At 40.6% G+C, this 17,472-nt stretch carries 16 protein-coding genes; 5 read left to right on the top strand and 11 right to left on the bottom strand.

Annotated features, from left to right (window positions below):
* Positions 1 to 21 precede the first annotated feature (21 nt).
* The gene (locus tag Q0590_RS32995; protein WP_302041937.1) at positions 22 to 351 is read right to left on the bottom strand and encodes a hypothetical protein; all 330 of its coding nucleotides are present in this window, start codon (positions 349 to 351) and stop codon (positions 22 to 24) included.
* Between the two features lie 497 nt (positions 352 to 848).
* Here Q0590_RS32995 and Q0590_RS32990 point away from each other — a divergent pair, with 497 nt between their 5' ends.
* Entirely contained in the window at positions 849 to 2,621 is a 1,773-nt protein-coding gene (locus Q0590_RS32990) for a PKD domain-containing protein (RefSeq protein WP_302041936.1), read from the top strand.
* 31 nt (positions 2,622 to 2,652) lie between these two features.
* Here Q0590_RS32990 and Q0590_RS32985 read toward each other — a convergent pair whose 3' ends face one another.
* The 4 genes from Q0590_RS32985 to Q0590_RS32970 all read right to left on the bottom strand — a co-directional run bounded on the left by Q0590_RS32985 (position 2,653) and on the right by Q0590_RS32970 (position 8,430).
* Positions 2,653 to 4,173: an ISL3 family transposase gene (locus tag Q0590_RS32985; RefSeq protein ID WP_302041938.1), complete on the bottom strand. Its 1,521-nt coding sequence runs from the start codon at positions 4,171 to 4,173 to the stop codon at positions 2,653 to 2,655.
* A gap of 311 nt (positions 4,174 to 4,484) precedes the next feature.
* Positions 4,485 to 5,216: a copper homeostasis protein CutC gene (locus tag Q0590_RS32980; RefSeq protein WP_302041935.1), complete on the bottom strand. Its 732-nt coding sequence runs from the start codon at positions 5,214 to 5,216 to the stop codon at positions 4,485 to 4,487.
* 227 nt (positions 5,217 to 5,443) lie between these two features.
* The gene (locus tag Q0590_RS32975; protein WP_302041934.1) at positions 5,444 to 8,098 is read right to left on the bottom strand and encodes an ABC transporter permease; all 2,655 of its coding nucleotides are present in this window, start codon (positions 8,096 to 8,098) and stop codon (positions 5,444 to 5,446) included.
* On the bottom strand, positions 8,095 to 8,430 hold the full coding sequence (locus tag Q0590_RS32970) for a PadR family transcriptional regulator (RefSeq protein ID WP_302041933.1): 336 nt from the start codon (positions 8,428 to 8,430) through the stop codon (positions 8,095 to 8,097). Before Q0590_RS32970 ends, Q0590_RS32975 begins: the two co-directional genes overlap by 4 nt.
* Positions 8,431 to 8,708: 278 nt before the next feature.
* On the opposite strand from Q0590_RS32970, the gene Q0590_RS32965 reads away from it, so the two are divergent.
* Together Q0590_RS32965 and Q0590_RS32960 are read left to right on the top strand one after the other, a co-directional pair.
* Entirely contained in the window at positions 8,709 to 9,263 is a 555-nt protein-coding gene (locus tag Q0590_RS32965; RefSeq protein ID WP_302041932.1) for a Crp/Fnr family transcriptional regulator, read from the top strand.
* 64 nt (positions 9,264 to 9,327) lie between these two features.
* Entirely contained in the window at positions 9,328 to 9,849 is a 522-nt protein-coding gene (locus Q0590_RS32960) for a DoxX family protein (RefSeq protein ID WP_302041931.1), read from the top strand.
* A gap of 251 nt (positions 9,850 to 10,100) precedes the next feature.
* Here Q0590_RS32960 and Q0590_RS32955 read toward each other — a convergent pair whose 3' ends face one another.
* The 4 genes from Q0590_RS32955 to Q0590_RS32940 all read right to left on the bottom strand — a co-directional run bounded on the left by Q0590_RS32955 (position 10,101) and on the right by Q0590_RS32940 (position 12,127).
* A complete protein-coding gene (locus tag Q0590_RS32955) occupies positions 10,101 to 10,469 on the bottom strand; it encodes a DUF4180 domain-containing protein (RefSeq protein ID WP_302041930.1) in 369 nt (122 codons plus the stop codon).
* A gap of 129 nt (positions 10,470 to 10,598) precedes the next feature.
* A complete protein-coding gene (locus tag Q0590_RS32950) occupies positions 10,599 to 11,084 on the bottom strand; it encodes a GNAT family N-acetyltransferase (protein WP_302041929.1) in 486 nt (161 codons plus the stop codon).
* A 103-nt stretch (positions 11,085 to 11,187) separates the two neighbouring features.
* A complete protein-coding gene (locus Q0590_RS32945; protein WP_302041928.1) occupies positions 11,188 to 11,385 on the bottom strand; it encodes a hypothetical protein in 198 nt (65 codons plus the stop codon).
* 310 nt (positions 11,386 to 11,695) lie between these two features.
* The gene (locus Q0590_RS32940) at positions 11,696 to 12,127 is read right to left on the bottom strand and encodes a VOC family protein (RefSeq protein ID WP_302041927.1); all 432 of its coding nucleotides are present in this window, start codon (positions 12,125 to 12,127) and stop codon (positions 11,696 to 11,698) included.
* 50 nt (positions 12,128 to 12,177) lie between these two features.
* On the opposite strand from Q0590_RS32940, the gene Q0590_RS32935 reads away from it, so the two are divergent.
* Positions 12,178 to 12,300 carry a hypothetical protein gene (locus tag Q0590_RS32935; protein ID WP_302041926.1) on the top strand — a complete coding sequence of 41 codons (123 nt, stop codon included), beginning with the start codon at positions 12,178 to 12,180 and terminating at the stop codon, positions 12,298 to 12,300.
* A 437-nt stretch (positions 12,301 to 12,737) separates the two neighbouring features.
* Here Q0590_RS32935 and Q0590_RS32930 read toward each other — a convergent pair whose 3' ends face one another.
* A complete protein-coding gene (locus Q0590_RS32930; RefSeq protein ID WP_302041925.1) occupies positions 12,738 to 15,314 on the bottom strand; it encodes a T9SS type A sorting domain-containing protein in 2,577 nt (858 codons plus the stop codon).
* An 868-nt stretch (positions 15,315 to 16,182) separates the two neighbouring features.
* Between Q0590_RS32930 and Q0590_RS32925 the strand changes: the two genes are divergently transcribed.
* Entirely contained in the window at positions 16,183 to 16,719 is a 537-nt protein-coding gene (locus Q0590_RS32925) for a DUF3833 family protein (RefSeq protein ID WP_302041924.1), read from the top strand.
* Between the two features lie 426 nt (positions 16,720 to 17,145).
* Here the strand turns inward: Q0590_RS32925 and Q0590_RS32920 are convergent, their stop codons facing one another.
* Entirely contained in the window at positions 17,146 to 17,415 is a 270-nt protein-coding gene (locus Q0590_RS32920; RefSeq protein WP_302041923.1) for a Sec-independent protein translocase subunit TatA/TatB, read from the bottom strand.
* Between the last annotated feature and the right edge of the window lie 57 nt (positions 17,416 to 17,472).

The raw sequence follows: 17,472 nt of genomic DNA, 5'->3' as shown, positions 1-17,472 counted from the left end.
TTTTAATACTTGTTTTTCAACTTAGCTAGTGGTCCGAATTCCGGGGAGTAGCACATTGGTAATCAAGGTGTCATTTTTAAGCTGATAGGTATATTCCTTTATTGTTGTAGGGCAACATGGCTCTTCATTAATTCGCTTTAAGTTTTCCCCATCAAGAAAATGATAATATACATGTTCTCCCGGTTGTATACTGGATTCGGTTCCAGTGCCTGTGCCCCAGGTAGTTAAATCCCATTTAGTATTGGCAAGTGTTTTGGTTGTTGCTTGCGGATGCGCTACATCATCTTTGGAACAAGCTATTAAAAACAAAAAACAAAGAAGTAAGAAAGGAGTCGTTAAACATTTTATCATCTTATTTTTAGATATGCAATATAGAACAGTCCATAAGTTGAGAGGGGTTCTGTTCAAAACTGATTCTAAATTACTTTTAGTCCTTAAAGATTAAGCACGATAACCTCATCTATTCATACATAGGTCAGTTACCCATTTTTATATTGTATAAAAATCACTCGTGATTAGTATTCACGACCAGGTATGCCATCTAGTAAAAGGTTGAACTTGCTTTTCAAACTGTACAAAATAGATAGCCTCCATTCCTGATGCATTTGATTACGAATCTATATTAAATTCTATGGCCTTTGATAGTTTGGTTGGCTCAATAAAATTTGAAGCATAACCAAGTAAGTAATTTTAGTGAAGATTATCTGATAAGTCATTCTAGGATAATATAGAAAATTTCATACATATATACACACGGGCAAACTACTGCTTCATGTAGCTACAAGTAATAGTTCTTGATCAGATCTATAACTTTATTGTTGTACGATACTCTAACGAAGCTATTTCTCATGCGTTTTGTTATTTACTCTCTTCTGACATACTTTCTCCTCACTTTTTACACTTCAAAAGCGCAAAAACAGGCTTCTCTATGGTATTTTGGTAGAAATAATGGATTGGATTTTAGTGATACTCCACCTAAGATAATAACCAATGGTGCCTTAAACACCTCTGAAGGTTGTGCTACCATAGCTGATCAAGAGGGGCGTCTGCTTTTTTATACCGATGGGATGAGTGTGTGGGATCGAACTCATAAGCAAATGCCGAATGGCCGTGGCTTAAAAGGACATTGGACTTCTACCCAGTCAGCCATTATCATTCCAAAGCCAGGGGATGAAAGCATTTATTATATATTTACAGCTGATGAAGGAGGTTATGAAAATCTTCCTAATAGTGGTATTCATTACTCAGAAGTGAATATGTGTTTAAATAATGGGTTTGGAGATGTGGTCGCTGCTACAAAGAATACATTTTTATACAAGCCGGCTACTGAACGGCTTTCTGCTGTCTTTCATGTAAATCGAACAGACGTATGGGTGATGACCCATGAATGGGGATCAAACCGTTTTTTGGCGTATCTTGTTACAGAGCAAGGAGTAAGTGGACAGCCCATTATCAGTCATAGCGGATCTGAGCATGAGTACCTGACGCAAAATCGCATTGGATATAGTAATACGATTGGAGAAATGAAATTTTCACCCAATGGTAAAAAGCTAGCCTTAGCTGTTCAAGGACAAAATCTTGCACAAGTTTTTGATTTTGATGCAACTTCCGGTATAGTATCTAATCCTGTCACTCTATCAGAAGGGTTCTCAGATGATCCTTTGTTAAAGCCCTATGGCATTAGCTTTTCTGCCAACAGCAAGCTTTTGTATGTGGGGGCTTCAGAGAGCAGGAAAATATATCAATTTAACTTGGCAGCAGGTTCAGCACAGACTATTTGTGAGTCAAGGTATAGTATTGATGCAGAAAAAATTCCTTACTATAGTGTTTATGGCTTACAGTTGGCTTTAAATGGTAAAATTTATGTCAACCAACCTAATGAGCATGCTACCTATGCCGGTGTTATTCATGATCCGGATAAACCCGGTCTAGCCTGCCGCTTCAACTCACAAGAGATAAATCCTGGAAATACCCATAACTTTTATACCTGGGCCTGCTTTCCCAACTTTATTAGCAGCTATTTTGACGCTGATCCTTATATCACTTATCAGAAAGCTTGTGAAAATACCTTATACAATTTCACCATTCAAAATAATTTAGCTGTAACAACGGTGGAATGGCAATTTGGTGATACTACAACAAGTGAGGCAAGTAATCAATCTACTGAGCTAGCTCCTGTGCATCACTTTAGCAAGCCAGGAATTTATTCTGTACACGCCAGAGTAAGTTTAACAGATGGTAGTGTGCAAGAGTTAGAAAAGAAAATTATTGTCTCTCCGGCCTTCAGTTTGGGTAACGATACCTTATTATGCAATGGAGAAAGTTTACTTCTAGATGTCTCATCTCAACAAGGTGTCTACCGCTGGCAAGATGGATCAGCTAAATCTACGTTTACTGTTAAACAATCAGGTGTTTACTGGGTGGATATCTGTACAAATGGTTGTTCAACCAGATATACTATTGAGGTAACCTATGAACGTCCCTTAGAAGTAAATTTAGGAGCAGATCAGATTATTTGTGATGATAAGCCAGTCTTATTAAGTGCTCATACCAAGTTTGCTTCCTTATACACCTGGCAGGATGGTTCAACAAATGCCAGTTTTATTATATATACTGGCTAAATGGGTTCTTCGCCGCATTTGGTGAAAAGTGCTATCCAGAATCAGCTAGTACCCTTAAACGTAATAAAGTAAAGCTCGCTCTTCCATACATCTGGCGCTTGATCGTCTTGAGTCGGTTAACCTGTCCCTCCGTCTGTCCATTACTCCAAGAGGATGAAAAAGCCTGCTGAACGGCTTGGAAGTCCTGCCCGATACCTCGGACAAAGCCCGCAAAAGCAGGGAATTGACCAGCTCGCTGACACCAGTTTTCCAGACATTCCCCTTTCTTTTGCTCCATCAATGACTTAAATTCCAGACTCAATTCCCGGGCTTGTTGCAGCAGTGGGCTCTTTTGGAGAAGCTTCTCCAGCAGCGGTTTCTTTTCTGTATCCCACTCCTTTTCGGCTTGACAAAAAGCGAAACTCAAACTACGATTGGAATAAGCATACCGCCTGTCTGCTATGGGTAAACCCTGCTCATTAGCTCTTGGGGGATAATTAGCTAACCAATTCCTCAGGATGGGATAACTGCCGGTATATCCCAAGGCCCGAATTTCTCTCAGTAAGGTGTTGCCATTGGCTTCTCCTTCCTTCCAGCGCTGCAGCAGATAGGAATCAAACTTAAGTAAGTTAGACCGCTTAGTTTTGGTTTTAGGCACGAATCGTTCTTGATTGAAATATTTTCCTACCGTTCTTCGAGACATAGCCAGGTGACGGGCAATGGCCCGCATCGAATGGCCTTCCTCTTGCAACTGTTTCACCTGTTGATATTTACCATAGCGCTTCTCTGAAGGTAGGTCATCGCCTACATTTGCCTGCTCAAGCTTAGCAATTACCGAACTGAGATCTGGAAGTTGAACGGATGGTTTTAGATGAGTTTGCCCAATTTCCAGGGCAGTTTGACCAATTAAAGTTCGCTGACTATCCAGCAAGCGTTCCCACTGCTCGGAGAGATTCTTCAGCAGGTGCCATCTATCGGCAACCTGGACGGCTTGTGGACAAGCTGCCGTTATTGCATTGGCATATACAAAAGACCTATCTCTAGTTAACAGTTCAATACCAGGGTGCGCTTTCAGCCAATCCTCTAAAGTCTTCCCTTCTCGATCTTGCAATAATTCCAAGGGTTTTCTTTTTTCAAGATCTACTAGAATAGTACCATAGATCCGCCCTTTTTTGAAAGCAAAATCGTCCACACCGACGGCTTTGGGCGTATGCTGAGAAGGTAGGGACGTTTGTTTGAGTATGCGAAGAACAGTGGAGGCACTTACTGGCAGCCCTAGTAAATGAGTCAGTTTTGTGCCCGGATTACCCCCCATCATTAAAGCAATCGAACGGATTTGCGCCGTTGCCCGATTCAATCTCCTTTGATAAGACATCAGATCCCCACCCCACCTTTCAGTGAAGATCTTTCGGGGGCAACAAGCCTGCGCACAGAAAAACTTGCGGGCGTGGAGCAACAAGTGGACGGATTTACCACTGATGGGTAAGTCAGTTACTTTGCGAGAGTAATAACTGTGGATTCGGCTACTGGGCTGTCGGCAGAGAGGACAGATTCCATGATGGGATGTACTCATCACCCCAAACCGAACACTTTGTTCAGATACGCTATTGTAGCATATGGCAAATTGAGGTGGCAAAAGCAGGGAAGTATCCATGCTTGCTTAACAAGAAATTATCTTACTTTTCACCAAAAAAGACGAAGAACCTCTATCAAACGGTGCCACTGGCCTCTTTACACCAGATTATATACAAGAGGGGGAAAGATATCTTTTCCCCCTCTTGCCCATAGATAAAGTTTCAGTATTGGCCCCTATTTTAATTACTTCTAAATGGACTTTCAGGGAGGAATTCATCTCTGCGACACAAACTTTACCTAGTTTGCTATTCAGTAGATATTTAAAATTTGCACCATAGCTCTCACTTCACTTTCATCCGCAATATATACATTCCCATAATCGCTCACATTCCGGTTTACAAATGTTACCGGATTCTGGGCAATAATCCTGGCTGATGCGTGAAACTCGGTTGCCTTGCTTTCTTCTATTAATTTTGACAGATTACCAGATTTTATCCCGGCTCCAGGCATAATACTAATTCTATTGGCCGCATGTCTAACCAAGTCCCCCAACAGTTTCCCAGCCTGCGGTGCAGCACTGCTTTGGCCAGAGGTAAGTACCCGTTCACACCCACAGGTAATTAGATCGTCTAAAGCTTTGAAAGGATCAGGTGTGCCATCAAAGACCCGATTACAGGTGACGCCCATTGGGTAAGCCCATTCTACAACTTGCTTCATGCGTTGAGTATCTATATGTCCATCAATCGTTTGCACGCCAACAGAGATCCCATCACAGCCCAACTCCTGACAGATTTGTATATCATGCTTAATGATCTCAAACTCCTCATCGTTATAATAATAATTTCCAGATCTTGGGCGGATAATGGGATAGAGCTTAATGGAGAGTTTCTCCCGTACCAGTTTAATGGTTCCATAACTTGGCGTTGTGCCTCCTTCAAGGGGGTTATCACAGAGTTCAACCCGGGCAGCGCCGGCTTTCTGGGCAATCAGGCAAGATTGAAAAGTAAAGGCACATATTTCTAAGATCCTTTTCGATGGCATGGCTGGCATGGATTAAAAGACAGGTAGCCAAGTTAATAAAATTATCTATCCTGCATCCAATTTTAATTCTATTGGAGGATAGCATGGAGTCATAAGCCCTGCACCAGAGTGGAGTCAGTAAAGAGTTAAAGCTAGAGTATATTAATAGGATACATTGTGTTAAACTAATATTTGCATTAAGTAATAGTTCTAAGAAAGGGGAGAAATTTGTAACTCCTATTTCTATTTTACTCACTTCTTAAAATTTTAGATGGATTGGTTCGTGCAGCACGTATTGTCTGCAGGCTAATTATGAAGCTGATAAATAGGGCAAAGGCGGCACCTAAGCTAACAAAAGATATCCAGCCCATCTCAATTCGGTAGGCGTAAGCTTGCAGCCAGTTATGCATGATGAAGTAGGCTAAAGGGAAAGCAATACCAACAGCAAGCACCCATACTAACATAAATTCTTTTATAAATAATAACACAAGGCTTCTCACACTAGCTCCTAGTACTTTCCTGATACCTAATTCTTTCATCCGGCGGGTTATACTTAAGGAAACCATGCCCATTACACCTAGCCACACAATCACAAGCGCTAATACAGTAGCAATCTGGGCCGCTTTTTTTAGTTGTATTTCAGATTGATAAAGCTTTTGTAAGGTGTCATCCATGAAAGTAAATTCAAATGGTGCACCCGGCAACAACTGATGAAATACGCCTTCAACGCTAGCTATTGATTGGCTTATGTTGCCAGGTTTTAGTTTCAAGGACAAAAAGCGATACTGTCTTGTATTGCGGACATGGGTAAACACAATGGGACGAACCGGAGAGTGCATAGACTCAAAATGAAAGTTTTTTGTAACGCCGAAAATGGTTGAAACAAAAGAGGTGCCTTGTACCTTTATTTTCTGTCCGATTGCCTGCTGCGGATTTTTAAAACCTAAACTTTGCACAGCTGCTTCATTCAAGACAATGCGTTCGGGATTATATGTGCCTTGTTGGGCATGGAAAAACTGCCCCTCCGCCATTTTAATCCGGTATGTTTCGGCATACTTCTCATCTGTTTGCAACACTTTTGCCGTAATGCTTTGAGTGGAATCTTTTTCAGCCAGGTATAGATTGGCGCTGAACCCGTTATTTCCATCCGGTATTTCATAGGAAAAACTCGCACTTTCTATAACTGGCAAACGCATAAATTCATTTCGCACCGTTTCCATTTTTGCTACCCCTTTTGGTGAAAAATCACGAGGTAATGCCACCGAGAAAATAGTTTCTTTGTTGTATCCGAGCTCTTTTGTAAAGAAAAGATCTACTTGCCTGGAAATAATTAAGGCACCAAAAAATACGATCAACGCAACTGAAAACTGAGAGGCAATCAGCAGCCGGCGAAAAATTATATTTTCTTTGACAGACTTGAGTTTTCCTTTCAGCGAATCTACTGAAGGCATTGATGATAGTACAAATGCAGGGTATATACCAGCCAAAGACCCAATAAGGAGAGCAAGTCCAACAGGGATTCCAAATAAATACGGGGAAACTGAAAATAAGGATGTTATTTGTTGCCCAAGCAGATCTCCAAAGAAAGGCCTGAAAACTTCATACAGCACTAGTGATAAAAGCATAGCAATAAATGCTAAAACAATAGATTCAGTCAAGAATTGGTAGACTAATTGTCGCCTGATTCCTCCCAATACTTTTCGCACCCCAATTTCTTTTAGGCGGGATGAAGAACTACCAATTGAAATATTAACGAAATTAACAATAGCCATCAGTAGAATAAATGTTACTACCCAGGCAAGGGTAACAATCAGTTTATTCACTAGCGCATTGTTAGTCTCCAGGTAAAAGTCCTGTAAAGGCGTCAGATAACTGTGCAGGTTTGCTTTGATTGTTTCAGGTGCGTGCCTAGCTAAAATTTGTGCGAGAGGTTGTTCTAAATCTGAGGGTTTCACCCCTTCCTTTAGCTCTATATAGGTTACAATGTAGATATTATCCCATCCTTTCATATCACCCCTGCCAAAAAATGACATGCTCTCCGTAGAAGTAAATATCTGATTGTCTATATTAAGCAGATTCGTTACTGAATTACGGGGTAACTTATCGAGAATGCCAGTTATGGCAAAATCCTGTTTATCTCCTGTATTTGAGGAGATAGTAAGTGTCTGTCCGATGACATCGGTTTTACCAAAATATTTGAGGGCTTTTTGGGCAGTAATAACTACAGAGTTAGGTGAGTTAAGGGCAGTTTGGGCATTTCCATGAATCAAACTAAATCCGTACATATCTAGTAAAGTTGAATCTCCTACCTGAATATCTTCCCGGAAATGTTTGTCGCCTTTTGAAACAATGGATGTGATCCCGTCAAACCGGTAATAATTAGCCACCAGATGTGGATATTCTTCTTTAAGTGTTTTCCCAAGGGGAGCTAAGGTGGTAATCTCAAGTCCCATGTCCTTTTGTGTCCATTTGCTCTGTACAATATAATGGCGAGGTGCATTCTTCAGCGTAGCATTTACCTGGACTTCTGACCAAATATAACTGCTAATCAATAATGTAAAGGTTATCCCTATGGATAAGCCAAAAATATTGATACCTGCGTATAAACGGCGTTTGAGAAGATATCTGAAAGCAATAACTAGGTAACTACGGATCATATCCAAAGAATTGGTTTGTAAATAGGGATGAATTTTGCAAGAAAGAGAATCTGAACGTTTGGGCAAAGGACGCAGGAAAGTGAAGGCATTGAGCAGATACATTCGATTTGCTTTTCTCTTACCCATTTCTTCTGCCCAGTGATGGTATAGCTCATGCATATCGCCCTGCACTTCTTCAAACTGCTCCTTAGGGAGTCTATAGTGTAGGATTTTGTCTATCCATGTAGGTGGTTGCTGCCTTTTCATAAAGAGGAAGGTTGAATGTGTTTAGGAATCAACTGCCAGAGCTCTTCCCGAACCTCTCTAATTTGGGATAAAGTGTTAATTCCATAGGCTGTGACGGAAAACAGCCGCTTCCTTCGGCCGCCTCTTTCTTTTGTCGCTCCTCCCACAAGTGAAGTCACTAAGCCTTTTTCTTCCAGCCGGTAGAGGGCTACATGCACCGCACTTAAGATAATGGTGCGGCCAGTCCGGTTTGTAACATCTAGGGTGATAGCCGCAGCATAGGCTTCTCCCTGCATATGGGCTACAGTTAACAAGACGAGTTCTTCAAATTCTCCTAGGTAGTTTCTGCTCATTTAGAAAAAGGATTATATCATTTCACTATCTATTATCCTCACATTTGCTTAACAAATGCTTTGCCAATACTAATATTGGCCTGTAGGAAGTCTCAGAGGCCATTTTGACAGAATAGAGTGTATGAAAAAGTGTGCGGAAACGGACAGTGAATGTCCGATTTTAAATTATATGGAGCATAATCTAAGAGTCACTCGAAAGGGGTGGTTATTTTAACTCCTCAGCTTATAGACAATTCATGATAAAGTCAGTATCTTGCGTATCCCAAAATAGCAGCTCTATGTTTGAGAAAATGCTTGATAAGTATCATTTGCCGCTAGAAGCTTCCATTAGCCTCAAGACAGAAACTAAAACCTTCGGCAAGGGAGAAATCATTACCCATCAAGATGATATAGAAAATTATATCTACCTCATCAAGAAAGGAGCTGTGCTGGTAGGCTCTTTACAGGAGCAAAAAGAAGCTATTCTCGACTTTTGGTTTGAGGGGGATTACTTTTCTTCCTACATGTCTTTTCTGTCTAGAAAACCCTCTCAGGTTTATATTGAAACCTTAGTACCAACCCTGGTAGAGCGGATTGATTATGGGCAAATGCAATCGCTTTACGGGCAGTCTGCTACAGCTAATATGCTGGGAAGGCTGATAGCTGAATCCCACTATGTGCGCAAAACACAACGCGAGCTTGACTTGATGACCAAAACAGCTGAGCAGCGATACAAAGACTTGCTGGAAAAAGGAAAGACAATCATTGAACAGGTGCCTGTCCATAAGATTGCCCGTTACTTAGGCATCCATCCGGAAAGTTTAAGTAGAATTCGAGCAAACTTGATTTCCTAACATAGATCAATTTTTTAGAGTGAAAGCTTGCCTTCTTTTGCAAAGTAATTATCTAAAAGACATTATGGCATTCTTCATTCAACTACTTGCTTTCTTTAGTCTGCTTTGGCTGCTGTCAAAGTTTACCCTACAGGACAAACTTCGATCACATGGCCTAAAAGGGCGGATTGCTTTTTCCCTTGCCTTTTCGTTGATAGGCATCATCCATATAGCCAAGCCAGAAAAACTCTCCTATATGATCAATGGCCTGCTACCTCACCCCGAATTTTGGGTGATGCTAACAGGTTTTGTGGAGATTGTTCTGGCGGTTCTTTTATTAATTCCACGTTTTCAGCGGGTAGCCGGTTGGGCAATAATAGGGTACTTGCTGTTGGTTTTTCCGGCAAACATCCATGTAGCGATCCATAATCTACCCCCTCCGGGAGGTTTACCGGCAAGTCCTTGGTATGTTTGGTCAAGGCTGTTTTTCCAGCCTCTGTATATGCTGTGGGTGTATTATTGGGCTATTCGTCAACAGACGGAGAAAAAGTTTGTTCCTCATCCCAGCAAAGACCTGAAAGAAAAAGAAAGCATCCTTTCTTTTTAAAAAATGAATATTTGAGAGTGTTATTAGAAAGGGGAATTTAATTTAACTTCCCCTTTTGCTAAATCTTAATGAAAGGAGGTGAGGGAGAGATAACAGCTTTTCTCTAACTCTACAGGCTGAAAGTAAACGCCTCTCTTATCAAGCATAGAGACTCCTCAAAGCCTCCTGATACGCATAGGATCTGTTGCAGGAGCAATAGTCATTTCAGCTAGGGTTAAGCATTGTTTTTTTCATACACACCTCTTGCTATTCTAATGGCTAGTCGATATCAGTCTTTCTTTTACCTCTTGGACTGAAGGAAAGAAATTAACGCGATTACTTTTGTTACTCTCATAAATAAAATCCTGTAAGCTCTTACTGCTATACTTGGAAAAATCTCCTATGATGGCTATGCTCAACCCATACGTGGAAAACTTTTGCAGTACCTCCCCGGCTAAGCCCGTTTTCAGATCAAAAAAATCGGGGGTTATATTATGTTCCTGAACAATTACTTTGTCTACACCCTGATAGCCACAATTGCCAATCAGCTCTAAAGCATCCTGTAGATTACCGATTACAAGGCTTTCAGAGATGACTTCTGCCAGGGTAATTCCCTTGATCTCTCTTATTTCTATTCTCATAGATGTCCTCTATAGTTCTTATTTGTCTCCTTTCTCCACACCTGCTACAGTTAACACCTGCCGCAGTTGATGACTCTCTGGTGGTGAGGGCATGTGGATGAGAAAAGGTAGCTAATAGCTTGCCTAACGTTAAGACAAGCGTTTGCTCAAAATTAGCTCATTTTCTACTACTCCTACACGTTGAAAACCTAGTTTTTCTACCAGCTTAATGGCCTGCCTATTGTCGGGACTAGTTTTACCAATGATTTGTTCAATTTTAAGTGTTTGCCTTGAAAAATCAATCAATAACTCAAAGGCTTGCTTCATCAGGTTCTTGCCCCAATAGGCAGGTAACAGACTTCCTCCTATTTCAATTCTCTTGTGCTGCATATCATAGTGATGGAGGGCGAGGTCGCCAATAATTTTTTCTGGTTCACCTCTCAAGCGGATGGTCCAAATACAGTAACAACTTTCTATAATTCTACTTGTGAAGCTAATGGCTGTATCATCCGGCAAGAAAGGCGAGCTGTCAAAATGTTGAATTACTTCAGGCCAGGTATATAGTGCATAAAATGCCTCTGCATCAGCTACTGTTAGCCTTCGTAAAAGGATGTCTCGGGTTGTGAGTGTGTTCATTTCTTCTGATCGCTATTGGCACAAAGCTACCTAATTTTGTGGCCTCCTGCTTGCTTGGTGTGGCTGCCTGGTAGATGGCTTATCTAGTGTTGGTGATTTTTTCTCAGGCTTTCATTTTAGGGTGTGTAAATAAAATATAGCCAAATACAATGGCAAATAGTAAATAGAGGAGGGTAATTGCTAGCCAAACGATGGAAGGTGTCCCCTGCATCACCCATTTCAGGAGGGCGAGCGTGCCAATAGCAAAGTGGGTAAAGTTTCCAAGCGTAATGGGTTTTCCGTAAATACCCCCCCAGTACATTTGCTTTCCCTGTCCAGTTAATCATGGCAAAACTCACATACAAGGCACCTAGCAGTTGTAGTAAGATCGGATTAGTATCTACTAAGCCCAGGTAACTTGCCATTTCTTGAGGTAAGAATGACAATAGTATTCCCATTACACCTAAGACACCGGCACATATACTCATGACTATCTTTGTGTTCATCTCCAATAGTAATATTTCTAAGTGTACTTATCACCAGTAGAGCACAGATTATGGCAACAAGGGCTTTTTGCTAAAGCAATGCGGTGAAGCAACCTGGTTGTCATAGAAGTTGTGCACTTGTAATTTTTAACTTATTCCTTCATTGATGTCAAATGCCGGATTCCATACGATTTCCCATATGTGTTGGTCAGGGTCTTGAAAATAGCCTGCATAGCCCCCATAAAAGGTAGTTTGAGCAGCTTTTACAATCGTGGCTCCTGCATTTTCTGCCTGTTGCATGACAGCATCCACTTCTTGTTTACTTGCAACATTATGGCCAATGGTAAAATCTGTTGCAGCAGGTTGTGTTTGAGTGAGTGTCGTATCGTGTGCAATACTTTTTCTTGGCCATAAAGCAAGGCTTATCCCATTCTGTAGGGTAAAGAAGGCAACTGTTCCATGTTCAAATTCTTCTCCTATGATCCCTTCTGTTGGAAAGCCAAGGCCATTTTTATAAAAATCAACTGCTTTTTCTAACTCATCTACTCCTAATGTCAATACGGTCATTCTTGGCTTCATTCCCTGTGTTTTTTGAAGATCTAATTTTGATCAAGTTCCTTTTTCCTATCATGGTTCAAAAATCCTCGCACACCAGGACAACTGCCCTGGAGACCTGTGGTGAGGAAGGACTGATTGTCGCCGGGTATAGTGTGTGTGCCCAGTACGGGCATCTGGCATCGAAGATACCATAATATTCCAGAGGGTGCAAGCCTCTTGTAAGCCATCCTATCATTATCGGGTCCAGATAGGCACGGTCAGTTTGTGAAGCTTGTTAAAAAGTCGCAAGGTGGTTTGTCGCGATGCCTGGTTGCCATTTTTTCGAACAAATGCCTAGTAAAAAAAATGCTAACTAATTTTAGCAAAGAGGTAGTTAAATTAACTTCCCCTTTCGGGTAACTGATGAGAATGTTAAAATGATATAAACATTAATAGAAGTCAAATATCCATATTTGCGGTAAGCATTCCTAAAATCTCCCAAATTCTGGAAAATTTTGCTTTACCTGTGGAAGATACTCTAACAAAGGTTGGTTGAAAAATCATTAGGAGAATTGCTTATTATAATAATGCTAAGAATAAGATAAAGATTAGATTATTTTATAAAATTATCTTGCCATCTTTTATCAAAATTTTACTTAAGAATAACTTTTTTTATAAATTCTCCTTCGTTTGTTTTTACAAGTAGTAGATACAAACCAGGAGTATATTGGTGTACAGTAACTCTATACCCGGTTGATGTATTGAGTATAGTAGCTTTCTGGGGTTTGCCTAGCATATCCACTAATCTAATCTCTTTTACTTGCCAGCGGAAAGGAAGCGTGAACACAAATTGCTCAATTGTGGGATTGGGATAAATCTTTACTTCTTCCCTGATTTCTTCCAATCCCAGAACTGCATTCACCCGAAAAGCTCTTTCTACGTCCGTGGCAGCAAGGTAGACCGAATTTCCTTTTTGGGACGCTCGAATGGTAACTACTCCCTCTATGCCGGATAGCGTAAGTATATTACCAGACACAGAAGCCGGGCCTGACACCACAGTAAAGGTGACGGGCAGGCCTGAACTTGCACTTGCACTCAGACTAAAAGGAGCATCACTCGTAAGTTTGTCTTCAATCGCGTTGAAAACAATAGATTGTGGAGCAGCTTGTGTAAGTCTTTCTAACCCTGAAAAAGTGGCTACTAACATTGTCGAACTGTCGATCAATAGCTTATTGACTACCAAAGTTAGTTCGGGGGCAAACGAGAAAAAAGCATTCGTAGCAGACCCATCCGCATTTAATTGGATAAAGTGTCTTCTTGGTGAGTGAAAACTGCCTGCTAGCAAAATCCTGCCATCGGGCTGGATGGTCATATCCTCTATATAATCATTCATGCCCAATGTGGGGTTAAATGTATTATCAAATGTGCCATCTGAGTGTAGGCGAATAAGCTTACTGGCTAAATAATTTTGATAAGAAACGTACGAGCCTTCCAGAAGAATTTTTCCATCTGCTTGCAGCAGAATTTGCTCGATAGCATTATTTACCAAGCCGATCGTAAAGCTAGTATCTAGTGAACCATCTGGCAGTAGTCGAACAATTCCTCCTATGTCCATCCCATCATACTGGGTGAAACTTCCGCTTACTAGAATCTTTCCGTCCTCTTGTAGACATAGGCTGGTAATGCCTCCATTAAAACCGCTACCAATGTTAAACGATGGATCTTCCTTGCCATCCGGTAGCAATCGTAGTAGGGTTTTTTGAGGGTTATAATTATAGGGAAAAGCACCCCCTACAAGTATCTTTCCATCAGGCCGTATGACAATTTCTTCTACCGAGTAATCAGCTTCCCATGCTAACTGAAAAACCTGGTCAATACTTCCATCGCCGTTTAAGCGAACAAGCGAGGAGGTGGCTTGGTCATTGAAAGAGGTAAACTTACCCCCTACTACTATTTTCCCGTCCTTTTGCAACTTAATGTCCCGAATATCGGCATAACTACTGCTCTCTATACCCTTAGGTCCGGTACCTATAGAGAAGGTGGTGTCTATCCTTCCACTAGAAGTTAATCTAGTTAACCGATTTTGAGTTTTCCCATTTGCACTACTAAAGCCTCCTCCTACGAGGATCCTCTCATCCTGTTGCCGGGCTATTACACCAATATACCCACTATATTCTAATCTAATTTTAAAAGAAGTATCTATACTCCCATTCGTAGTTAAACGAATAAGGCCAGCTTGGGATTGACTGTTATAAGTGGTAAACAGGCCACCTATTAATAGCTTTCCATCTTGCTGGATAGCTAAACTTGTAATTAGGTGATCAGCATCTTGGCCATTATCGAAAGACTCATCAAAACTTCCATCCGAATTAAAGCGGATCACACGACTGTATCCGGATGGATCGTTAGATGCTTTGCGTATCCAGCTGCCGGCTAGAATCTTTCCATTAGGCTGCAAAGCGAAGGAATAGATAGCCATAGGAGGACTAGTGGTAGGGAGTTGAAATGTATTGTCTTGTGACCCATCCGGGTTTAACCGCACAATACTTGTTGATCCATTGCTGGCAGATGAGGCATCGCGGCTGACTAAAATTTGTCCATCGGGTTGAATTATGGCCGAACTGACAGCACTTAAGGGACTATAGGCAAAACTCGGATCAATGCTGCCATCGGAATTCAGCCGCAGAATACTTGTGTGGCGATTGATTGCTTCAAGATAGAAGCCACCGAGTAAAATAATTTTTCCATTAGGCTGCAGCAGGATTTGACTGATCCAAGTAGCCTTTACCTGCTCACTATGAAAGGTAGTATCTTTACGGCCATTTCTATGAAGACGGTAAACTTTTCCTTCATAGGTGCTATTCGCATAGGTATTAGCGCCCAACAAGATCTTTTCATCCGTCTGTAAGGCGAAGGCTTTGGAAGATGGGTAATCACAAACAATATCTGTATAGTAGGTAGAATCTATTCTACCTTGTGAGTCCAGCAGATGAACATAGAACTGGGATTTGCCTTCAGAATTCGAATATAGGTTAGTTGCAAGTATTTTGCCATCCGGACGTAAAGCTATCCAAGTATAATCGGCAATGGTATTGCTGATATGAAAGGAGGGATCCAGGCTACCATCTTGGTTTATGCGAACAATACCTTCTGTCCGGATATCATTGATGTAATCCGCTCTGCCATTGAGCAAGATTTTCTGATCTGGCTGTATAATGATTTGGTCCACACTCCCTCCAGGGTTTTTGACTAGAAGCGGTTGGAAAGAGGGATCTAGGGAGTAGGTCTGCGCAAAGGAGTAGGAACTACAAAATATAAATAAGGCAAACAAGAATCCATTTAGCAAAGATGATAGCATATAATCAGAAATATCTGCTCTAAATACAGACTAGAACATTTCTGCATATCACCCACATCCTTGGAAAGCGGGTATAAGACGTATGGTTTACGGCTCTATTAGCTTCTATGTGATCGATTATTGCTGTTAATATAGTTATCTTGCATACTATCTATTTTTTACAGCTCACTATAAAACTAATTCAAGGAATTATCCACAAAGTATTAATATAAGAACTACTACAGGCTACCTTATCCAAAACTTGATTACTGAAAATAAATTTTTCGAAGCTATATAAATGGATTTGAGGAAAGTAAAGGACAAAAAAGGAATAATATATGTTACTCTTACTCTTTTAGAAAGTATCTTTTTTCTCTTATGCTATTTTTAGCAATGTAAGTCGAAATAGGAAAAGAACAGTTAAACAAACTTCCCCTTTGCTGAGACTTAAAATTTTTGATTATATAGGTGCAGTTTAGGAGGATTCAATTGAACTAAGATAGGTGTAAAAAATTAGTGTTTTGAATTGAGCCTAATTAAACAACCAGGAAATCCATCGTTTTTTTACACATTTTAAGAAGACATTGGACTTTTGACAATAGTCTTTTTGAAGAGCGGTTATAAGGCGAGGGAATAATGAAAGATTTCATCATTGGTGAGCCAGGGAAGCACTGATGTTTTAATCAACAGTGATTTTTTTACGTATTGAGACAGATACAGTACTACGCCTTATTACCCATTTCACGATTCAAAAGCACTGATGAAAAATAATTCTATTTTAACTTATTTCGTTCTTTTTGTTTTAACAAGCTGCTCTACATTGAAGCCTGAAAGTTTTAAAAGAAGCGGAGCCACTCTTGACCCCATAAAATTTTTTGATGGTCATACTCATTCGACAGGTGTCTTAGAAGCCCGCAGCGGAAAGCCAACTGAGCATATAACCACAAAAACGACAGGAGTGTATGATAACCGCGTTTTACGTATTGAGCAGGACCTTTTTTATCCGGACAATGGAAAGCAAAAGCACCGCACCTTTGAATTAAAACTAATAGATGTGCATCATCTCGAAGGCACCGGAAGTGATATAACGGGTATTGCCAAGGGAGAATTATATGGTAATTACTTTGCCTGGCGTTATCGCTTAAAGATAGCTGACAAAGGAATAGTGCGGCACGTGAACATTGCACAGCATATGTATCTTATGCCTGATGGTAAAACACTTATCATCCGCAGCGTTGTCAGGAAGTTTGGAATTGTTGTTAAGGAAATTACAGAACAATTTCATAAAGACACTTGAGGTCTTGAGAGGATTGAATTTTCGGTATGGATATTTCCAATCAAATGCAAACACAAACTGTCGTCTGGATTTGCAATACCTACTTATACCTGCCAGAGGGCATTTTCACGGTTGTACAAGGAAATCCGTTGCGTAATCAATTAAGGTCTCTAGTAAATACTGCTTTTAAAGTAGGTAGTAACATCCTAGGTAGTATCGTTTAAAATCTGCTTCAACTACGATTACCGCATCTGCGCAAATTACTAACACAGGTACAGCCAAGTCCAGAGTGAAAGCTGCCATTCATCAGGTAAGGCTACTACTCATCTAGGACAATAAGCAAACAGCTTTTGTGAAACAGCCACTGAGTTTTTTTATAAAGAAATACGATGCATGGGCGATGAGAGGGGTCAAAACAGAAGAACATCCTAAATAGATGTAGCGTACCTAGTTAATATTGTCTTGTTTAGTTGCTTGGCTATTCTCCGGATTTTCAACCTCTGTTTTCACCACCGGTTTATCTTCTTTTACACTTTCTTGCATGTCATTTTTAATGTCTTTGGTGGCTGACTGAAATTCTTTGATACCTCTACCTAAGCCACGAGCTAATTCGGGTATCTTCTTTGCTCCAAAAAAGATTAATACAAACAGGACAATTAATATGATTTCAGGGCCACCGAGGTTTCCTAAAAAGGCAAAAATGGTTGTAAGACTCATCAGCTTTTGTTGTTAAGTGAAAGTAATCTAGAAAAGGCTACCTGTAGTCTAATTTTG

This window comes from Rhodocytophaga aerolata (genome assembly GCF_030503435.1).
In the GTDB taxonomy this organism is placed as follows: Bacteria; Bacteroidota; Bacteroidia; order Cytophagales; family 172606-1; genus Rhodocytophaga; species Rhodocytophaga aerolata.
This window is presented reverse-complemented; position numbering and strand designations above follow the sequence as displayed.

Coding starts and splice junctions, on each gene's coding strand:
- Q0590_RS32995 (WP_302041937.1), bottom strand. CDS start 351: ATGATAAAATGTTTAACGACTCCTTTCTTACTTCTTTGTTTTTTGTTT.
- Q0590_RS32990 (WP_302041936.1), top strand. CDS start 849: ATGCGTTTTGTTATTTACTCTCTTCTGACATACTTTCTCCTCACTTTT.
- Q0590_RS32985 (WP_302041938.1), bottom strand. CDS start 4,173: ATGAGTACATCCCATCATGGAATCTGTCCTCTCTGCCGACAGCCCAGT.
- Q0590_RS32980 (WP_302041935.1), bottom strand. CDS start 5,216: ATGCCATCGAAAAGGATCTTAGAAATATGTGCCTTTACTTTTCAATCT.
- Q0590_RS32975 (WP_302041934.1), bottom strand. CDS start 8,098: ATGAAAAGGCAGCAACCACCTACATGGATAGACAAAATCCTACACTAT.
- Q0590_RS32970 (WP_302041933.1), bottom strand. CDS start 8,430: ATGAGCAGAAACTACCTAGGAGAATTTGAAGAACTCGTCTTGTTAACT.
- Q0590_RS32965 (WP_302041932.1), top strand. CDS start 8,709: ATGTTTGAGAAAATGCTTGATAAGTATCATTTGCCGCTAGAAGCTTCC.
- Q0590_RS32960 (WP_302041931.1), top strand. CDS start 9,328: ATGGCATTCTTCATTCAACTACTTGCTTTCTTTAGTCTGCTTTGGCTG.
- Q0590_RS32955 (WP_302041930.1), bottom strand. CDS start 10,469: ATGAGAATAGAAATAAGAGAGATCAAGGGAATTACCCTGGCAGAAGTC.
- Q0590_RS32950 (WP_302041929.1), bottom strand. CDS start 11,084: ATGAACACACTCACAACCCGAGACATCCTTTTACGAAGGCTAACAGTA.
- Q0590_RS32945 (WP_302041928.1), bottom strand. CDS start 11,385: ATGTACTGGGGGGGTATTTACGGAAAACCCATTACGCTTGGAAACTTT.
- Q0590_RS32940 (WP_302041927.1), bottom strand. CDS start 12,127: ATGAAGCCAAGAATGACCGTATTGACATTAGGAGTAGATGAGTTAGAA.
- Q0590_RS32935 (WP_302041926.1), top strand. CDS start 12,178: ATGGTTCAAAAATCCTCGCACACCAGGACAACTGCCCTGGAGACCTGT.
- Q0590_RS32925 (WP_302041924.1), top strand. CDS start 16,183: ATGAAAAATAATTCTATTTTAACTTATTTCGTTCTTTTTGTTTTAACA.
- Q0590_RS32920 (WP_302041923.1), bottom strand. CDS start 17,415: ATGAGTCTTACAACCATTTTTGCCTTTTTAGGAAACCTCGGTGGCCCT.